The 14374-nt window shown below is 38.6% G+C and carries 16 protein-coding genes; 9 read left to right on the forward strand and 7 right to left on the reverse strand.

The window, feature by feature from the left end; translation table 11 throughout:
• The first annotated feature begins 20 nt into the window (after positions 1-20).
• Genes ACKXGF_RS04820 through ACKXGF_RS04835 form a run of 4 tightly spaced genes read left to right on the forward strand, consistent with a single transcriptional unit; the run spans position 21 to position 3709 of the window.
• Complete coding sequence (locus ACKXGF_RS04820; RefSeq protein ID WP_411955089.1) at positions 21-1019, forward strand: FecCD family ABC transporter permease; 999 nt, start codon at positions 21-23, stop codon at positions 1017-1019.
• A complete protein-coding gene (locus tag ACKXGF_RS04825; RefSeq protein WP_167263091.1) occupies positions 1012-2064 on the forward strand; it encodes a FecCD family ABC transporter permease in 1053 nt (350 codons plus the stop codon). The genes ACKXGF_RS04820 and ACKXGF_RS04825 overlap by 8 nt, the downstream gene beginning before the upstream one ends.
• A gap of 24 nt (positions 2065-2088) precedes the next feature.
• On the forward strand, positions 2089-2922 hold the full coding sequence (locus ACKXGF_RS04830; protein ID WP_411955090.1) for an ABC transporter ATP-binding protein: 834 nt from the start codon (positions 2089-2091) through the stop codon (positions 2920-2922).
• Positions 2894-3709, forward strand: a complete 816-nt coding sequence (locus tag ACKXGF_RS04835) for an IucA/IucC family C-terminal-domain containing protein (protein ID WP_411955091.1) — start codon at positions 2894-2896, stop codon at positions 3707-3709. Before ACKXGF_RS04830 ends, ACKXGF_RS04835 begins: the two co-directional genes overlap by 29 nt.
• 288 nt (positions 3710-3997) lie before the next feature.
• Here ACKXGF_RS04835 and ACKXGF_RS04840 read toward each other — a convergent pair whose 3' ends face one another.
• Positions 3998-5188 carry an ornithine--oxo-acid transaminase gene (locus ACKXGF_RS04840; RefSeq protein ID WP_411955092.1) on the reverse strand — a complete coding sequence of 397 codons (1191 nt, stop codon included), beginning with the start codon at positions 5186-5188 and terminating at the stop codon, positions 3998-4000.
• A gap of 177 nt (positions 5189-5365) precedes the next feature.
• Here ACKXGF_RS04840 and ACKXGF_RS04845 point away from each other — a divergent pair, with 177 nt between their 5' ends.
• Positions 5366-5758: a YisL family protein gene (locus tag ACKXGF_RS04845; RefSeq protein ID WP_411955093.1), complete on the forward strand. Its 393-nt coding sequence runs from the start codon at positions 5366-5368 to the stop codon at positions 5756-5758.
• A 60-nt stretch (positions 5759-5818) separates the two neighbouring features.
• Entirely contained in the window at positions 5819-7234 is a 1416-nt protein-coding gene (locus ACKXGF_RS04850) for an alpha-amylase family glycosyl hydrolase (protein ID WP_411955095.1), read from the forward strand.
• A 258-nt stretch (positions 7235-7492) separates the two neighbouring features.
• On the opposite strand, the gene ACKXGF_RS04855 is transcribed toward ACKXGF_RS04850, so the two are convergent.
• Entirely contained in the window at positions 7493-8356 is an 864-nt protein-coding gene (locus ACKXGF_RS04855) for a DegV family protein (protein WP_411955096.1), read from the reverse strand.
• Between the two features lie 90 nt (positions 8357-8446).
• On the opposite strand from ACKXGF_RS04855, the gene ACKXGF_RS04860 reads away from it, so the two are divergent.
• Complete coding sequence (locus ACKXGF_RS04860) at positions 8447-9301, forward strand: YitT family protein (protein WP_411955097.1); 855 nt, start codon at positions 8447-8449, stop codon at positions 9299-9301.
• A 49-nt stretch (positions 9302-9350) separates the two neighbouring features.
• On the forward strand, positions 9351-9944 hold the full coding sequence (locus tag ACKXGF_RS04865) for a BsuPI-related putative proteinase inhibitor (protein WP_411955098.1): 594 nt from the start codon (positions 9351-9353) through the stop codon (positions 9942-9944).
• Between the two features lie 96 nt (positions 9945-10040).
• Here the strand turns inward: ACKXGF_RS04865 and ACKXGF_RS04870 are convergent, their stop codons facing one another.
• Entirely contained in the window at positions 10041-10304 is a 264-nt protein-coding gene (locus ACKXGF_RS04870; protein WP_411955099.1) for a NifU N-terminal domain-containing protein, read from the reverse strand.
• A gap of 99 nt (positions 10305-10403) precedes the next feature.
• Between ACKXGF_RS04870 and ACKXGF_RS04875 the strand changes: the two genes are divergently transcribed.
• A complete protein-coding gene (locus ACKXGF_RS04875) occupies positions 10404-10868 on the forward strand; it encodes a hypothetical protein (RefSeq protein WP_411955100.1) in 465 nt (154 codons plus the stop codon).
• Here the strand turns inward: ACKXGF_RS04875 and dat are convergent.
• The 4 genes from dat to phnC all read right to left on the reverse strand — a co-directional run bounded on the left by dat (position 10865) and on the right by phnC (position 14310).
• A complete protein-coding gene (dat, locus tag ACKXGF_RS04880) occupies positions 10865-11722 on the reverse strand; it encodes a D-amino-acid transaminase (RefSeq protein WP_411955101.1) in 858 nt (285 codons plus the stop codon). The two genes, ACKXGF_RS04875 and dat, sit on opposite strands and share 4 nt — an antisense overlap.
• 200 nt (positions 11723-11922) lie before the next feature.
• Positions 11923-12720 carry a phosphonate ABC transporter, permease protein PhnE gene (gene phnE / locus ACKXGF_RS04885; RefSeq protein ID WP_411955102.1) on the reverse strand — a complete coding sequence of 266 codons (798 nt, stop codon included), beginning with the start codon at positions 12718-12720 and terminating at the stop codon, positions 11923-11925.
• Complete coding sequence (gene phnE, locus ACKXGF_RS04890; RefSeq protein ID WP_411955103.1) at positions 12720-13541, reverse strand: phosphonate ABC transporter, permease protein PhnE; 822 nt, start codon at positions 13539-13541, stop codon at positions 12720-12722. The genes phnE (ACKXGF_RS04885) and phnE (ACKXGF_RS04890) overlap by 1 nt, the downstream gene beginning before the upstream one ends.
• Complete coding sequence (phnC, locus tag ACKXGF_RS04895) at positions 13522-14310, reverse strand: phosphonate ABC transporter ATP-binding protein (protein WP_306977481.1); 789 nt, start codon at positions 14308-14310, stop codon at positions 13522-13524. The genes phnE (ACKXGF_RS04890) and phnC overlap by 20 nt, the downstream gene beginning before the upstream one ends.
• Positions 14311-14374 lie beyond the last annotated feature (64 nt).

Consider the following 14374-nt stretch of genomic DNA (forward strand, 5'->3'; position numbering starts at 1 on the left):
GAGAAAGGTATATCTTCACGATGTTAAAAAGCAATGCACTTAAAGGATTAGGACTTATTATTGGTTTGGTGATCGTGCTCATACTTATGTGGGCGAGTGTTTTATATGGGTATACCGATATTACATCTCAAATGATCATCGATTCATTCACAAATTTTGATGAATCAAATGAACATTATATTATACAGGATAACCGAATACCTCGGTCTTTAATCGCTGCAGCTGTTGGTGCAAGTCTTGCCATTGCGGGAGCGATTATGCAAGGACTAACGAATAACCCGCTTGCTTCACCGACCATTTTTGGTGTGAACGCAGGTGCTAGTTTCTTTGTAGTATTCGGTGTAACGTTTTTAGGTATTACATCATTACAATCATTCGCCTGGTTTGCATTTGCAGGTGCTGCAGTTGCATCGGTAACTGTTTATCTTTTAGGATCATTAGGTAGTGATGGGTTAACACCGATTAAAATCACGTTAGCAGGTGCTGCGATTGCAGCGTTATTCTCATCCATGACGCAAGGGATGCTGGCGATGAATGAGACCGCGCTTGAACAGGTATTGTTTTGGTTAACAGGGTCTGTCCAAGGTCGTAGTTTAGAAATCTTAATGTCTGTCTTGCCTTATCTAATTGTCGGCTGGTTTGTCGCCTTATTATTAGGAAAGCATTTGAATGTCCTAGTTATGGGTGAGGAATTAGCCAAGGGGCTAGGCCAAAAAACGTACTTGATTAAATTAGCTGGTGCACTTGCCGTTGTTTTGTTATCTGGCGGTGCAGTGGCAATTGCTGGTCCAATTGGATTTATCGGAATTGTTATTCCCCATATTGCGCGGTGGTTTGCCGGCATTAGCTATTCATGGGTAATTCCATACAGTGCAATAATCGGTGCGATGTTACTTTTATTAGCTGATATTGCAGCACGATATGTTATTTATCCGCAGGAAGCCCCTGTTGGTGTGATGATCGCGCTTGTTGGCGTTCCCTTCTTCATTTATATAGCAAGGAGGGGCATCAATGAATAACAAACAATTTCCGGTTCGATTAGGAAAAGTATCCTTTTTAATTGATAAAAAATCTTTCTATATTATATCCTTGTTAACGGTCTTAGCTATTGTGCTTATGATTGTAAGCTTAGGGATTGGCCAATTATTTATTTCACCAGTCGATGTCATTCGAGCAGTAATCGGCCAAGGCACAGAAATGGAAAACTTAGTTGTTAATTCATTTAGGATGCCGCGAATATTGCTATCGATGTTAGCAGGTGCTGCACTTGCGATGTCAGGTGCGATTTTACAAGGATTGATTCGTAATCCACTTGCATCACCCGATATTATTGGAATTACAGGTGGTGCCGCGTTAACTACGGTGATCTTTTTAGCGATTTATACTGACCGTAGTAATACGTTAACCATGAGTATTCAGTGGTTACCGTTAGCCTCGTTTATTGGTGCAGTCGTTATTGGTTTCCTTGTTTATTTCTTATCTTGGAAAAACGGCCGCATTACGCCATTTCGCCTTGTTTTAATTGGTGTTGGTGTAGCAGCCGCAGCTGATGCTGTGACGTCTCTTGTCATGATTTTAGGTCCGATTCATTCAGCTGCGAAAGCAACGATTTGGTTAACAGGTAGTGTGAACGGGACAAATTGGAATGAAATCGCGACAATTGCACCTTGGGTATTCGGTATTACCTTTATCTTGTTTATTTATGCTAGACGTTTAAATATGCAAGAACTAGGTGAGGACTTAGCAAAAAATGCTGGTCAATTAGTGCAACGTGATCGCTTCATGTTACTGCTATTAAGCACATCGCTTGCTGGTGGTGCGGTAGCGTTTGCTGGTGGCATTGGGTTCGTAGGTTTAATGGCGCCACATATCGCACGAAAAATCATTGGTTCAGCGTTCGGCGCTTTAATTCCTGTCTCGGCTTTAGTTGGTGGAATGATTGTTGTCTTAGCTGACATTTTAGGGCGTATGTTGTTTATGCCACTTGAGGTGCCAGTTGGTGTATTCACATCATTAATCGGTGCACCTTACTTTATATATTTATTATTTAAGAGCCATAAATAATGGTTTTTGAGAGGGGTTTGTCTGATGAAAGCCATTCAAACTGAACAGTTGTCACTCGGGTATAAAGATGAACTGGTAATAGAAGAGTTGGATTTAACCATTCCAAAAGGTGAAATTACTGCTTTTATTGGGAGTAACGGTTGTGGAAAGTCAACATTGTTAAAATCACTTGCACGTTTATTAAAACCGAAAGATGGATCGGTAGAACTAGCGGGTAAAGATATCGACAAGACATCAACGAAAGAAATCGCACGTCAATTGGCGATCATGCCACAATCACCTCAAGCGCCAGAAGGATTAACAGTTCTACAACTTGTGAAACAAGGCCGTTATCCTTATCAAAGTTGGTATAAACAGTGGTCCGAAGAGGATGAAGAGGCTGTTCAGTATGCTCTTGATGTGACAGGTATTAAAGAATTTGAAGATCGTACGGTAGATTCTCTATCTGGTGGTCAGCGTCAACGTGCATGGATTGCGATGACTTTGGCCCAAGATACAGATATCATTTTGCTCGACGAACCGACAACATTCTTAGATTTAACGCATCAAATTGATATCTTAGATTTACTTAGTGAATTAAATGAACAAGAAGGTCGTACGATTGTAATGGTTCTACACGATTTGAATTTAGCTTGTCGTTATGCAGATCATATTGTCGCTATACAAGGTAAAAGTGTTTTTGAACAAGGTGATCCTGATGAAATTATTACGCCACAGTTGATTCATTCAGTATTTGGCTTACAATGCCAAGTAACGTGTGATCCAATTTGTGGTTCACCAATGTGCATCCCGTACAGTAGACAACGGCAGATGAAAGGTGCCAATCGTTATGCCGCACAACAAGTTCAAGCCAATTAACACAACTGTTTTATCAGAACGATTTCGTGTTGTAACAGAACAAACGCAAGACGAAATTTATGTATCTGATTTATTAAATGAAATTTATCTGCGTAATGTGATTAAACGTATTAAACCTAATTTTGCAACAGATCGTGACTTTGTTATTGGTTCACAATTAATAAAGCGATTAGGCTTCTTACTTGTCGTGCCGTCGTTATATACTTTTTCGACGGATCGCATTGCCATGTCATTAGATTGGTCCAGAACAGCAATTGTACCAAAAGTGAAGGATGGACTGTGGTTACCTGATTTATATTTGGAAAACATAGTTGGAGAAGATTGTTCTGATGCATTGGAAGAGAAAAGAGAGGCATTTTTTGAGCAATTATTTCAGCAATTAGCTGAATTGGTCCAAGCTGTTTCCCAAGCTACAGCAGTACCTCGCCCGATTTTGTGGGAAAATATTGTAGTCTATATCTATTGGGTATACGAAACGGTTGTTGATTGGCATCATGATTCAACGATCACAAATCAGTTTTATGAAGATTTTAATGTCTTAATTCATCAACTATCGCCCGAGGTATTTGGTGAACGATTTAATCCGATACAACGTTTTTATAATGGCTATCATTACATTGCCCCTGAACAAACATTTAGGCGCGTTCGGACAACTTGTTGTTTTAACTTTGAAGCATCAAGTGATGAAAAGTATTGCGGTGGTTGTCCCCAATTAGCAGTCAATAAAGAAGCTTGCCGTGCTACGCATGAAGCAATGCGTCAACAAACAAATAGTTATTCTGTTTAAAAAACGTATTTCTTTTGGAGAAATGCGTTTTTTCTATGGATACGGTTATGGTTTTTCCATCGAGTGAGTGTGGTTTACCATCGCGATTTGCGGAATATCATCGAGTTAACATAGCTTACCATCGAGTCAGATCTATTTACCATCGCCATTTCACGAATATCATCGAGTGAGTGTCACTTATCATCGCCCGGTGCAGATTTATCATCGAGTTACAACTATTGATCATCGACCTCTTAAAATGATAAAAAGCTCAATGCCGAACTCTCGACATTGAGCTTTTTTTGATTCTTATAAAACTTCTTTAATCTTATCAATCGCCCATTTTAGATCTTCTTTTTCAATGATGAGTGGTGGGGCGAAACGGATGACGTTATCATGTGTTTCTTTACATAATAGTCCTTTTTGTTTGAGTTGTTCACAATATGGTCGAGCGTGCTCGGTTAGTTCAACGCCAATAAACAATCCTTTACCACGTACTTCTTTAATAATAGGATTGTTAATTGACTGCAGTTCTTCAAGCATATATGATCCTAGCTCTAATGAACGTTCTGCGAGCTCTTCATCTTCTAATACTTCAAGTGATGCTACTGAGACAGCACTTGCTAGTGGGTTACCACCGAAAGTGGAACCGTGTGAACCTGGGTTAAACACACCAAGAATATCCTCATTCGCCACAACACATGAAATAGGGAAGACGCCTCCGCCAAGTGCTTTTCCAAGAATAAGGACATCAGGCTCAACATTTTCCCAATCACAAGCAAACATTTTTCCTGTTCGACCGAGTCCTGCTTGAATTTCATCAGCGATGAATAAAACATTGTTTTCTTGGCAAATGTCATAAGCCTCTTTTAAGTAACCTTCAGGTGGCATGATGATACCAGCTTCACCTTGGATCGGCTCAAGTAGGAAGCCAGCTGTATTTTCAGTGATGGCTTCTTTTAATGCTTCAGTGTCTCCGTAAGGCACGATTTTAATGCCAGGTAACAGAGGTCCGAAACCACGTTGATTCTCTTCTTCTGATGATAAAGAAACAGGTGTCATTGTTCGGCCGTGGAAATTACCGACGCAAGCAATGATTTCAGCTTTATTTTCTTCAACCCCTTTTACGTCATAAGCCCAGCGACGTGTGGCTTTTATGGCTGTTTCTACAGCTTCAGCTCCAGTGTTCATCGGAAGAGCCATTTCTTTATTGGTTAGTTTACACACTTTTTCATACCATGGACCAAGTTGGTCGTTGTGAAAGGCACGTGATGTTAATGTTACACGCTCAGCTTGGTCTTTTAACGCCTGAATAACTCTTGGGTGGCGATGACCTTGGTTAACGGCTGAATAGGCACTTAACATATCTAGATAACGGTTGCCTTCAGGATCTTCAACCCAAATGCCTTCTGCTTTTGAAACGACGATCGGCAGTGGCTTGTAATTGTTAGCACCAAAATAATCAGTTTGTTGGATAATGTCTTCACTACTACGTGTCATGAAATTCCTCCTAATAATAACTGCGGTTAAAAGGTTCTTTCCGCGAATGATAAGGTTTACACTATCTACTATTATACCTGTTTGGGCTGATTGTTTCAAAGTTGTCAACAAATTAATCGCAACCAATTTCAAAACATGATAAGATGGGTATAGATATTTTTGAAGGAGGTATAATAAATGGACGCAACACAAATGGCACTTATACATATTGTTTCTTGGAGCATCGGACTCGTCCTATTTTTCATCGCTTATTCCATGATTAAGCAAAGTAAAGCTGAAAAACCGATTAAGATCACACAGATGGTATTACGCGTATTTTACTTATTAATCGTCGCAACAGGCGCTGATTTATTTTTCAACCATTATGGTATGAATTTAGAAGACACACAATTCTTCGAGTATATTGTAAAAATGGTTGGTGGAATTTGGGTCATTGCAGCAATGGAAATGACGTTAGCGAAAGCAAAGAAAGGAAAGAAAGAATTCTCAGGTTGGTTACAACTGGTCATAGCATTAATTCTTGTCTTAGTTTTAGGCTTTGCCCGTTTACCATTCGGATTCTTACCTTAAGAAAAGTCCCATTTTGGGGCTTTTCTTATGTGCAAAATGTTTTGAAGTGAGGGAGCAACGATGAAGCGACTGATGACAGGCCTAGGGTTACTCATATTATTAACCAGTTTAGTTCCAATTTATAGTCATGCTGATGAAGAAGATGAACGGCACCAATATTATTATGTCTTGGTAGATCGTTTTCAAAACTCTAATGAAGTCACAGAAGAAGGGGTTAACCGTGATGATCCCAATGCGTTTCATGGTGGTGATTTAATTGGTTTACAAGATCGTGTCGATCACATTGCAGAATTGGGAATCACGGATGTCGTCTTGTCACCATTATTTGCAAGTGAGCATTATACAGGCTCGCCTGTGTTTAATTTTGAACAAATCCAATCAACTTTTGGTTCAGCATCTGATGTTCAAGATATGGTACAAGCATTTCATGATCAAGATATAAACGTTATTGTACAAGTTCCTTTTAATTCTGTTAGCTCTAACAGTCCACTAAGGAGTGAAGACTGGGTGAATGAGAATGGTGAAGTCGATCTAACGCAAGATGGCGCAACAGACTATTTCATCGAGTTATTACAAAGATGGGGAATGGATTATAATGTGGATGGTTTTTATGTTCCTGGAGTCGATCAATTACCTCAATCCTTTATAGAAAGCGTGACTGCTGAAGTTGATCGTTTTTGGCTAGGTGAAGTAAGTGAGCTTAATAACTCAGATATAGAAAGTTTTATTGGATTAGGATTTGATCGTATTGTTAATGGTTCATTTCATGAGAGAGCAACTGATTACTTTTATGACATTGAAACGGATTCGTCACTTTTGTTAGGCTCTAATTTAAAAAACAGTGAAGATGTTGTCCAGTATATGGATTCTTATATGACAGACCGTTTTACACGATCGATGGAAGAAAGTGGACTGCACCCAATCACACGTTGGAAGATGGCCCTGACTTACATGTATACAACGCCAAATGAGCCATGGCTTTATCAAGGGACAGCGAACCCAACAGATGGCGTGGTAGAAGATAGATCACACCATGATATGATGAACTTTTTAGCTGGAGATGAGCAGCTGAATAAACATATTGAGCAGTTATCGAGTATTAATGAGAATTTTGATTCAATCCAAGATGGCAACATGAACGTTCTTCATGATGAAGATGATTTTATTGTGTACGAACGAGTATTAGACGATGAACGCATTATTATCACGATTAATAATAGCCCTGGATTTCGACACACGGATTTAGATCATATAGAAGATAATCAAGAATTACGGGGTCTTATCCGGGATGATCTCGTTAGGCAAAATGATGATGGCAGTTATACCGTTAGTCTTGAAAGGGAATCAACGAATGTGTACAATGTGCGAGAAGATACAGGCGCTAATTGGCTCTTGATTTCAATTTTCGGTGGTGTGATGGGAATCTTCGTCGTGTTTGCGATTATCATTTACTGGAAAAATGCTAAAGAGCGGTAAAAAGCAACCCTGTTCATGTGAATAGGGTTGCTTTTTATGTGTTCTGATTGAATTAATGAGATAATCGTAAGCAATTATCTCATTAATTCGTCTAGTTATTTAATTAGTTATAGCAGTTATCTTATAAAATAGAGTATTTATTTGAAAACTGAAGTGGAAAAGAGTGGTGTACGGCTATCGTTTAGCGTGTTAAGATAAAGTAAATACCCGAATTGACGGTTACAATCCATCTGCTCCGGGTATAAAATAACTAAGTCATTAATTTTTAGGGGCATCGTCTAAAAAGAATAATGCGATTGTGCCAGGTCCAGCATGAGCTCCAATGGCAGAACCAATTGGGTGAATAATAATATCTTTCGGATTATATTGTTCACGAATTTGATTAGCGAGTTGCTGCGCGCGTTGTTCATCATCTCCATGAGTAATGGCAATGGTTTGATGTTCAAAATGTTGACCACGTTCTTTCATCAAATTAACCATGCGTCCGATTACTTTTTTCGAACCACGGATTTTTTCGAGTGGGACAAGTTTTCCATCTTCCACATGAAGAAGAGGCTTAATTTTCAGCATACCACCAACAAAGGCTTGGGCTTTACTCACACGACCACCACGTTGTAAGTACTCTAAGTCATCCACTGTAAAGACATGAACCATATGATTTACATAATAATGTGCGGTATCTAATACGTCTTGTACAGCTTGACCGTCTGCTATTGCTTGGGCAGTATAATAGGCGATTAAACCATGTCCCATAGAAGCAGCTCTTGTATCGATCACATATATTTCAGCATCTTGATTTTGGTCCTCAATTTGCTGTTTAGCAATCATGGCACTTTGATAAGTACCCGACAATTCAGATGAAAATGCTAAGTAAATAATGGGGTGACTTTGATCTGTATATTGCTTGAATAACTTATAAAAAGTATCAGGTGATGCTTGGGCAGTCTTAGGAGCTGACCCCTGACGCATGGCTTCATATACAGCTTGAGAATCAATTGATTCCCTATCGTGGTAATCTTCCCCATTCAGGTGAACAATGAGCGAAGCAAGATCAATGTCATATTTCTCTAATAAATCTTTTGGTAAATCGGAACCTGAATCGACAATTAATTTCATACTCATAGGTTTCCTCCTCATATTTTCTTACGATCATCATTATATTTCAGTTTAATAGGACGACAGGTATACGTCAATGTCAGACAGGAGGCTATTATGTTTATATTCGAAGCAAAACGTTTTATTATCGTGATTATCGGCGCTATTTTTAACGCTATATCACTTAACTTCTTCTTAGAGCAAGCGAATGTGTTCGCCAGTGGTTTTACAGGGGTGGCCCAAATTTCCGCAAGTATTGCGACAGATTTTTTCGATATTGATATTAGTACGGGTGTGCTTTTATTCCTACTTAATATACCTGTTGCTATTCTTGGTTGGATTAAAGTAGGACGTGGATTTACCGTTTATAGTATATTGTCGGTAATTTTCATGACTATCTTTTTAGAAACGATTCCAATTCAGTCATTATCCGATAATATTATCTTAAATGCAGTATTTGGAGGTATTTTCGGTGGTTTTGGTGTAGGAATCACACTTAAGTGGGGTGCCTCAACAGGTGGTATGGATATTGTCGCCATGGTGCTATCACGCATGAAAGACCGACCGATAGGTATTTATTTCTTAACTTTAAACGGAGCAATCATTGTCTTAGCAGGTATGGTTTATGATCCTGAAAAAGCGTTATACACACTCGTTACCTTATATGTGACGACACGAGTAATTGATGCTGTTCATACACGCCATGAAAAGTTAACAGCCATGATTATAACCGCTAAAGGTCAAGAAGTAACAAAAGCAATTCATGCAAATATGGTACGAGGAATCACGCGTATTCCAGCGCGAGGAGCATTTACAGATGAAGACCGTGAAATGTTGATGATTGTTGTGACGCGTTATGAATTATATGACTTAGAAAATATTGTTAAGGAAGCAGATCCGAATTCCTTTACTAATATCGTGCAAACTACTGGTATATTTGGTTTCTTCAGACGCGAAGATGAAAAGGTGTAACAAATCCTTTTTTACCAGCGTCTGATTAATAAAAAACGAGGTGACAACAATGAAACGATGGCTGTTTGTATTATTGATTATTAGTTTTGGTGTTGGACTGGTAGCTTGTAATGGTAATGGAGAAGCTTCTGGTGGCAGCGAGGAATCAGAGAACGAAGGAAACGACTCAAACAATGAAACGGGTGATTTAGTGGATTCATTTTCTTTTGATGGAGAGGCACAAGTGGAAGACAAGCGAGTCGTATTCAATATGACATTAACGTATGAAGGAGATGAACCTGTAGAATTAACATTTCCTTCTGGTCAGAAATTCGACGTTAATGTCACACAAGCTGATACTGAGAAAAGCGCCTATCGCTATTCAGCTGATAGATCGTTCACACAGGCTATTCAAACAGAGAACCTAGAATCAGGTGACACACTGAACTACAAGGATACGTGGGAAATTAGTGAATCGCCTAATACTGTAGAATCTGGAAAATATCAAGCAGAATTATGGCTGACAGCAAACCAATTAAATGGTGAAGAATTGAGTGAACGCGCGTTTTCTAAAACGGTAGAGTTTGAATTAACCCAAGGAACTAAAGATGCTGATGATCATCAGCCAGGTGAAGATGGTGATGGAGAAGAAGGTAATGAATAGGAGCTATGAAGTGTGTTGTTTGACTTCATCCGTTACTGAGAAACGTTTGAATGAAGATCTAAAAAATTGGCTTAGTTTGAACTAAGCCAATTGTTTTTAGTATCCGTAACTTTCGATTAATTGCTCTACTTTAGGTGAAAGCTCGTCCCAGTCAGCGTCGAACTGTTTATTAACGGTAATAAAATTATAATATCCGAATACATTGTCGACACCATCTATGCTCATTAAATCGTTCATGATGTCAAAATCACTTGATTCACCTTGCATGACAGAGATGCTATCATCACCTTCAAAAATCACATTATCAACAGTGAATTTCATTGCATTTGGGTTTGGTGTTGGTTCAGCAATTACAGCCATAGTTAATCCCTCCCTGAATATCTCTTCTTTATATTAGCACGAATTGAAAGTTAGAAAAAGTCATAGCCCTAAAACAGAATTGAAAGTGAGGTGAAATTATTGCGCTATTTATATATTGCAATATTTGTCGGTCTTATTTCATCGACGGCAATGAGCTTGTACTTATATATCATTGAAACCTTTACTGGTAAGCAATTATATACTTTATTATTAAACATTGATTTTATTTATACACCAAGTGAAAAAGTTCCTGATAATTTTTATTTAGCATTTGAATATGCCTTGCATGTCATTGTTGCAACGGTCATCGTTACGTTTTATTTATACTTAATTACAAAGAAGAAGTCTTTTTGGAACAAACGAATGGAAATCGCTGCAATTTTATCGTTTATGGCGTTTTTAACGTACTATCCATTAACGATTTTAGCAGTCACTGAAACACCAGGTGTATTTGATATTATGGCTATTTTTGATTGGTTTATTGCTCATGTCATATTTTTCTTTATGTTGTATTACATAAGTGAGTGGCTATTAGTTAGAAATCACTCAAAACAAGACCATTAAACGTGATCGGGTAATTTGGTAATTGATAGATGATCAAAGTAATGTTCTAATAATTTGTTGGTAATTGGACCTGGTTCTCCGTTATTGATGATTTGGTCATCAATGGAGATAACAGGTTTAATTTCAGCTGATGTTGATGAGACAAATACTTCATCAGCATTTTTTAATTCCTCGAGTCCGAAAACGTCGATTCGATAAGGAATGTTCAGTCGTTCAGCTAAATATAACAAATGACGGCGTGTAATCCCATTTAAAATGTAATGATCAGCTGGGTGTGTGATGAGTTCACCATTCTTAACGATAAATACATTCGTTGAAGAACCTTCTGTCACATGTGATTCATCGCGGTAGAAAATGGCTTCACTCGCTCCCGCATCAATTGCTTTTTGCTTCGTCATGACATTCCCAAGTAGGTTCAAACTCTTAATATCGCAGCGGAGCCAACGGAAATCTTCAGCTGTGATGGTATGAATGCCATGAGTTTGATCATGTGCTGGGCGTTTTAAGTTAAGTGGATAAGCGGTTAGTGTCGGTTGTTGGTGTTCTGGATATGGGTGATTACGTGGGGCGAAACCACGTGTTACTTGTAAATAAACACCACCATCTTGTACTTGATTCTGTTCCATTAAATCATTTAGACGGGCTTTAAGCTTTTCTTCTTGGACGTTATAGTCAATTTCAGCTTCATTCAAGCTATATTGTAAGCGTTCTAGGTGGTCATCTAATAAAAACCACTCCCCGTCATAATAGCGAATCACTTCATAAACACCGTCTCCAAATTGGTAGCCACGGTCTTCAATATCGATTACAGCATCATTACGGTTAATTAAAGTCTCATTCATTAGTACAATCATTTGGTCATCTCCTTAAATATCTAAGCTGTTTTATGTATATCCTAGAGTAAAATATAGGGGATGTAAATATGGCAGACGGTTTAGATTTGAAAGAAAGAAGGATTTGCGGAGAAAAACGACTTTATTTCAATGACATCATACATGAAAAGTTATTGGAATAAAAAACGTCACAAGGAAAACCTTGTAACGTTTCGTGAAAATTAGACGAGGCGTTTTCGAATGTACGTACTACCATAATCAATAAGTGTAACGACAACGATAATGACGAGTAAAATCATCCCCATATCGCTCCAATTACGGTTACTGTAAGCGAAGAATATCATGGTTCCAATACCACCAGCTCCGACGTAACCGAGAATGGTGGAGGCACGGACGTCGATTTCAAAGCGGTAAATAGCATAAGATAAAAATTCTGGAATTACTTGTGGAATAATCCCATGAAACATAATTTGAATTTTATTCGCGCCGTTTGCTTGCATGGCTTCTACGACGTTCATATCAATTGACTCAAGTATTTCGGCGTATAGTTTACCAAGCATACCTGTAGACCCGATCGCAATCGCCAAGATACCTGCGAATGGATTCGGTCCAACGACCACAACGAACATAATGGCTAAAATGATTTCTGGAAACGCACGAACAGCGCTTAAAATCCATTTTCCTATGGTTGATAAAACCCGACTGTTTGTCATATTAATGGCTGATAAAAAGCCGAGTGGTACAGCTAAAATAGCAGCCGCTAATGATCCAACATAGGCGATAAATACCGTTTCAATCATTTTCTCAATTACTTCACCAGCACGTGCCCAGTTCGGTGAAAATAATTGTGGTACAACAACATTATAGTTAGAGGCGAAGCGATTAAACGCTTCCTTCCATTCAATATCGATTGATATAAATGTCCAAATGTATAAGGCAAATACTGCTAGTGCAATTGAAAGGCGTTTAATTTTTTTCTGAGTTGGTATTTGCTTTTTTGGAGGTTGTTCGTATGCCATTAGATAATCGCCTCCCTAATCTTCGTGCTGATATATTCGATTATGACAACTACTATGAAAATAACTAAGATAATTGTCATCACAGCACCGTAATTATTGAAGCTAAACTGACTCATTAATAATTGTCCGATACCACCCGCGCCAACGAGTCCGATTACAACTGATGCTCGAATATTAATTTCAAACACGTATAGCGCAAAGGACGTGAATTGTGGTGCAACTTGAGGCATAACACCAAATGAAATAGATTGTATCGTGTTTGCGCCAGATGCACGCATGGCTTCGATCGGTTGCATATCAATGGCTTCGACAGTTTCACTAATTAATTTGGCTAAAATACCAAGTGAGAATATAAACAAGGCTACAATACCACCGATTGGTCCTGTTCCAAAAATACCGACGAAAATAACTGCTAAAACAACGTCAGGTATTGTACGTAAAATATTCATTATTAAACGAGTTGCATTGTAAACGAACCAATTATGAGTAATATTATTGGCTGCTAGCAAACTTACAGGAATGACAATAATGGTTGAGAATGTTGATGCAATAATCGCCATATGAATGGTTTCAATCAGACGATCAAATGCTGGTGCTAATACGTCCATATTGATTGGGAACAATTTGTCGATAATTTGTCCCATATTCGTAAAGCCCATAATGAGATCGCCGAAATCTACACCAGTGGTACGAGAACTGTACCATAAGAAAAACAGAATAATAAAGAAGACGAGCGATAGCTTTGCTTTAGCCCGCCAAGGTGATAAAAGAGGGGCGTAATGGTCATCATTTAAGCCAGGTTTATTGATGTTGTTCGCCATCTTCTGCACCTCCGCGTAAATCATCTTCACGGATTGAACGACCATATATTTCTTCAAATGTTGCTTCAGACACCTCGGAAACAGGTCCGTCAAATACAACTTCACCTGATCTCATGCCGATAATGCGGTCGGCATACTCCATCGCCATATCAATGAAGTGTAGATTTACAATGGTTGTAATATTATCTTCTTTATTAATTCTACGTAAGTATTTCATCACTTGATGTGAAGTGGGTGGGTCAAGAGAAGCGACTGGCTCGTCTGCTAATATATAATCAGGTTTCTGTGTTAAGACACGCGCTATACTAACCCGTTGTTGCTGCCCACCCGATAATTGATCGGCACGACTATAAATTTTTTCATCGATATTGACGCGTTTAAGACTTTCATAAGCGAGTGCTTTGTCCTCTTTACTGAAAAAGTTGAACACAGATCGAACCGTTCCAGTATGGCCGAGCCGTCCAGCTAAGACGTTACGAAAGACGCTATTACGTTTAACTAAGTTATAACTTTGAAAAATCATGCCGACTTTCGTTCGCAAGTCGCGTAAACCTTTACTTTTATAATTTAAAATATTGTCACCACCAACTTTTAATTCGCCTGCTGTTGGTGTAACAAGACGGTTAATACTTCTTATGAAAGTTGATTTGCCTGCGCCGGATAAGCCGACGATCACGACAAATTCACCATCCTCAATTGTTACATTGACGTCTTTAAGGCCCTGATGTCCATTAGGGTAGACGAGAGATACATCATTGAATTCGATCATGTCTTTTCACCTCATGTCAACCAAAAATATGTATAAATAGATTGAAATTGTTAAATAGTAACGT

This window comes from Alkalibacillus sp. S2W, assembly GCF_046764385.1.
Taxonomy (GTDB): Bacteria; Bacillota; Bacilli; order Bacillales; family Alkalibacillaceae; genus Alkalibacillus; species Alkalibacillus almallahensis.

Bases quoted from the DNA above. Each gene is read 5' to 3' on its own strand.
- ACKXGF_RS04820 (WP_411955089.1), top strand. From the start codon at position 21: ATGTTAAAAAGCAATGCACTTAAAGGATTAGGACTTATTATTGGTTTG.
- ACKXGF_RS04825 (WP_167263091.1), top strand. From the start codon at position 1,012: ATGAATAACAAACAATTTCCGGTTCGATTAGGAAAAGTATCCTTTTTA.
- ACKXGF_RS04830 (WP_411955090.1), top strand. From the start codon at position 2,089: ATGAAAGCCATTCAAACTGAACAGTTGTCACTCGGGTATAAAGATGAA.
- ACKXGF_RS04835 (WP_411955091.1), top strand. From the start codon at position 2,894: ATGCCGCACAACAAGTTCAAGCCAATTAACACAACTGTTTTATCAGAA.
- ACKXGF_RS04840 (WP_411955092.1), bottom strand. From the start codon at position 5,188: ATGACACGTAGTAGTGAAGACATTATCCAACAAACTGATTATTTTGGT.
- ACKXGF_RS04845 (WP_411955093.1), top strand. From the start codon at position 5,366: ATGGACGCAACACAAATGGCACTTATACATATTGTTTCTTGGAGCATC.
- ACKXGF_RS04850 (WP_411955095.1), top strand. From the start codon at position 5,819: ATGAAGCGACTGATGACAGGCCTAGGGTTACTCATATTATTAACCAGT.
- ACKXGF_RS04855 (WP_411955096.1), bottom strand. From the start codon at position 8,356: ATGAGTATGAAATTAATTGTCGATTCAGGTTCCGATTTACCAAAAGAT.
- ACKXGF_RS04860 (WP_411955097.1), top strand. From the start codon at position 8,447: ATGTTTATATTCGAAGCAAAACGTTTTATTATCGTGATTATCGGCGCT.
- ACKXGF_RS04865 (WP_411955098.1), top strand. From the start codon at position 9,351: ATGAAACGATGGCTGTTTGTATTATTGATTATTAGTTTTGGTGTTGGA.
- ACKXGF_RS04870 (WP_411955099.1), bottom strand. From the start codon at position 10,304: ATGGCTGTAATTGCTGAACCAACACCAAACCCAAATGCAATGAAATTC.
- dat (WP_411955101.1), bottom strand. From the start codon at position 11,722: ATGATTGTACTAATGAATGAGACTTTAATTAACCGTAATGATGCTGTA.
- phnE (WP_411955102.1), bottom strand. From the start codon at position 12,720: ATGGCATACGAACAACCTCCAAAAAAGCAAATACCAACTCAGAAAAAA.
- phnE (WP_411955103.1), bottom strand. From the start codon at position 13,541: ATGGCGAACAACATCAATAAACCTGGCTTAAATGATGACCATTACGCC.
- phnC (WP_306977481.1), bottom strand. From the start codon at position 14,310: ATGATCGAATTCAATGATGTATCTCTCGTCTACCCTAATGGACATCAG.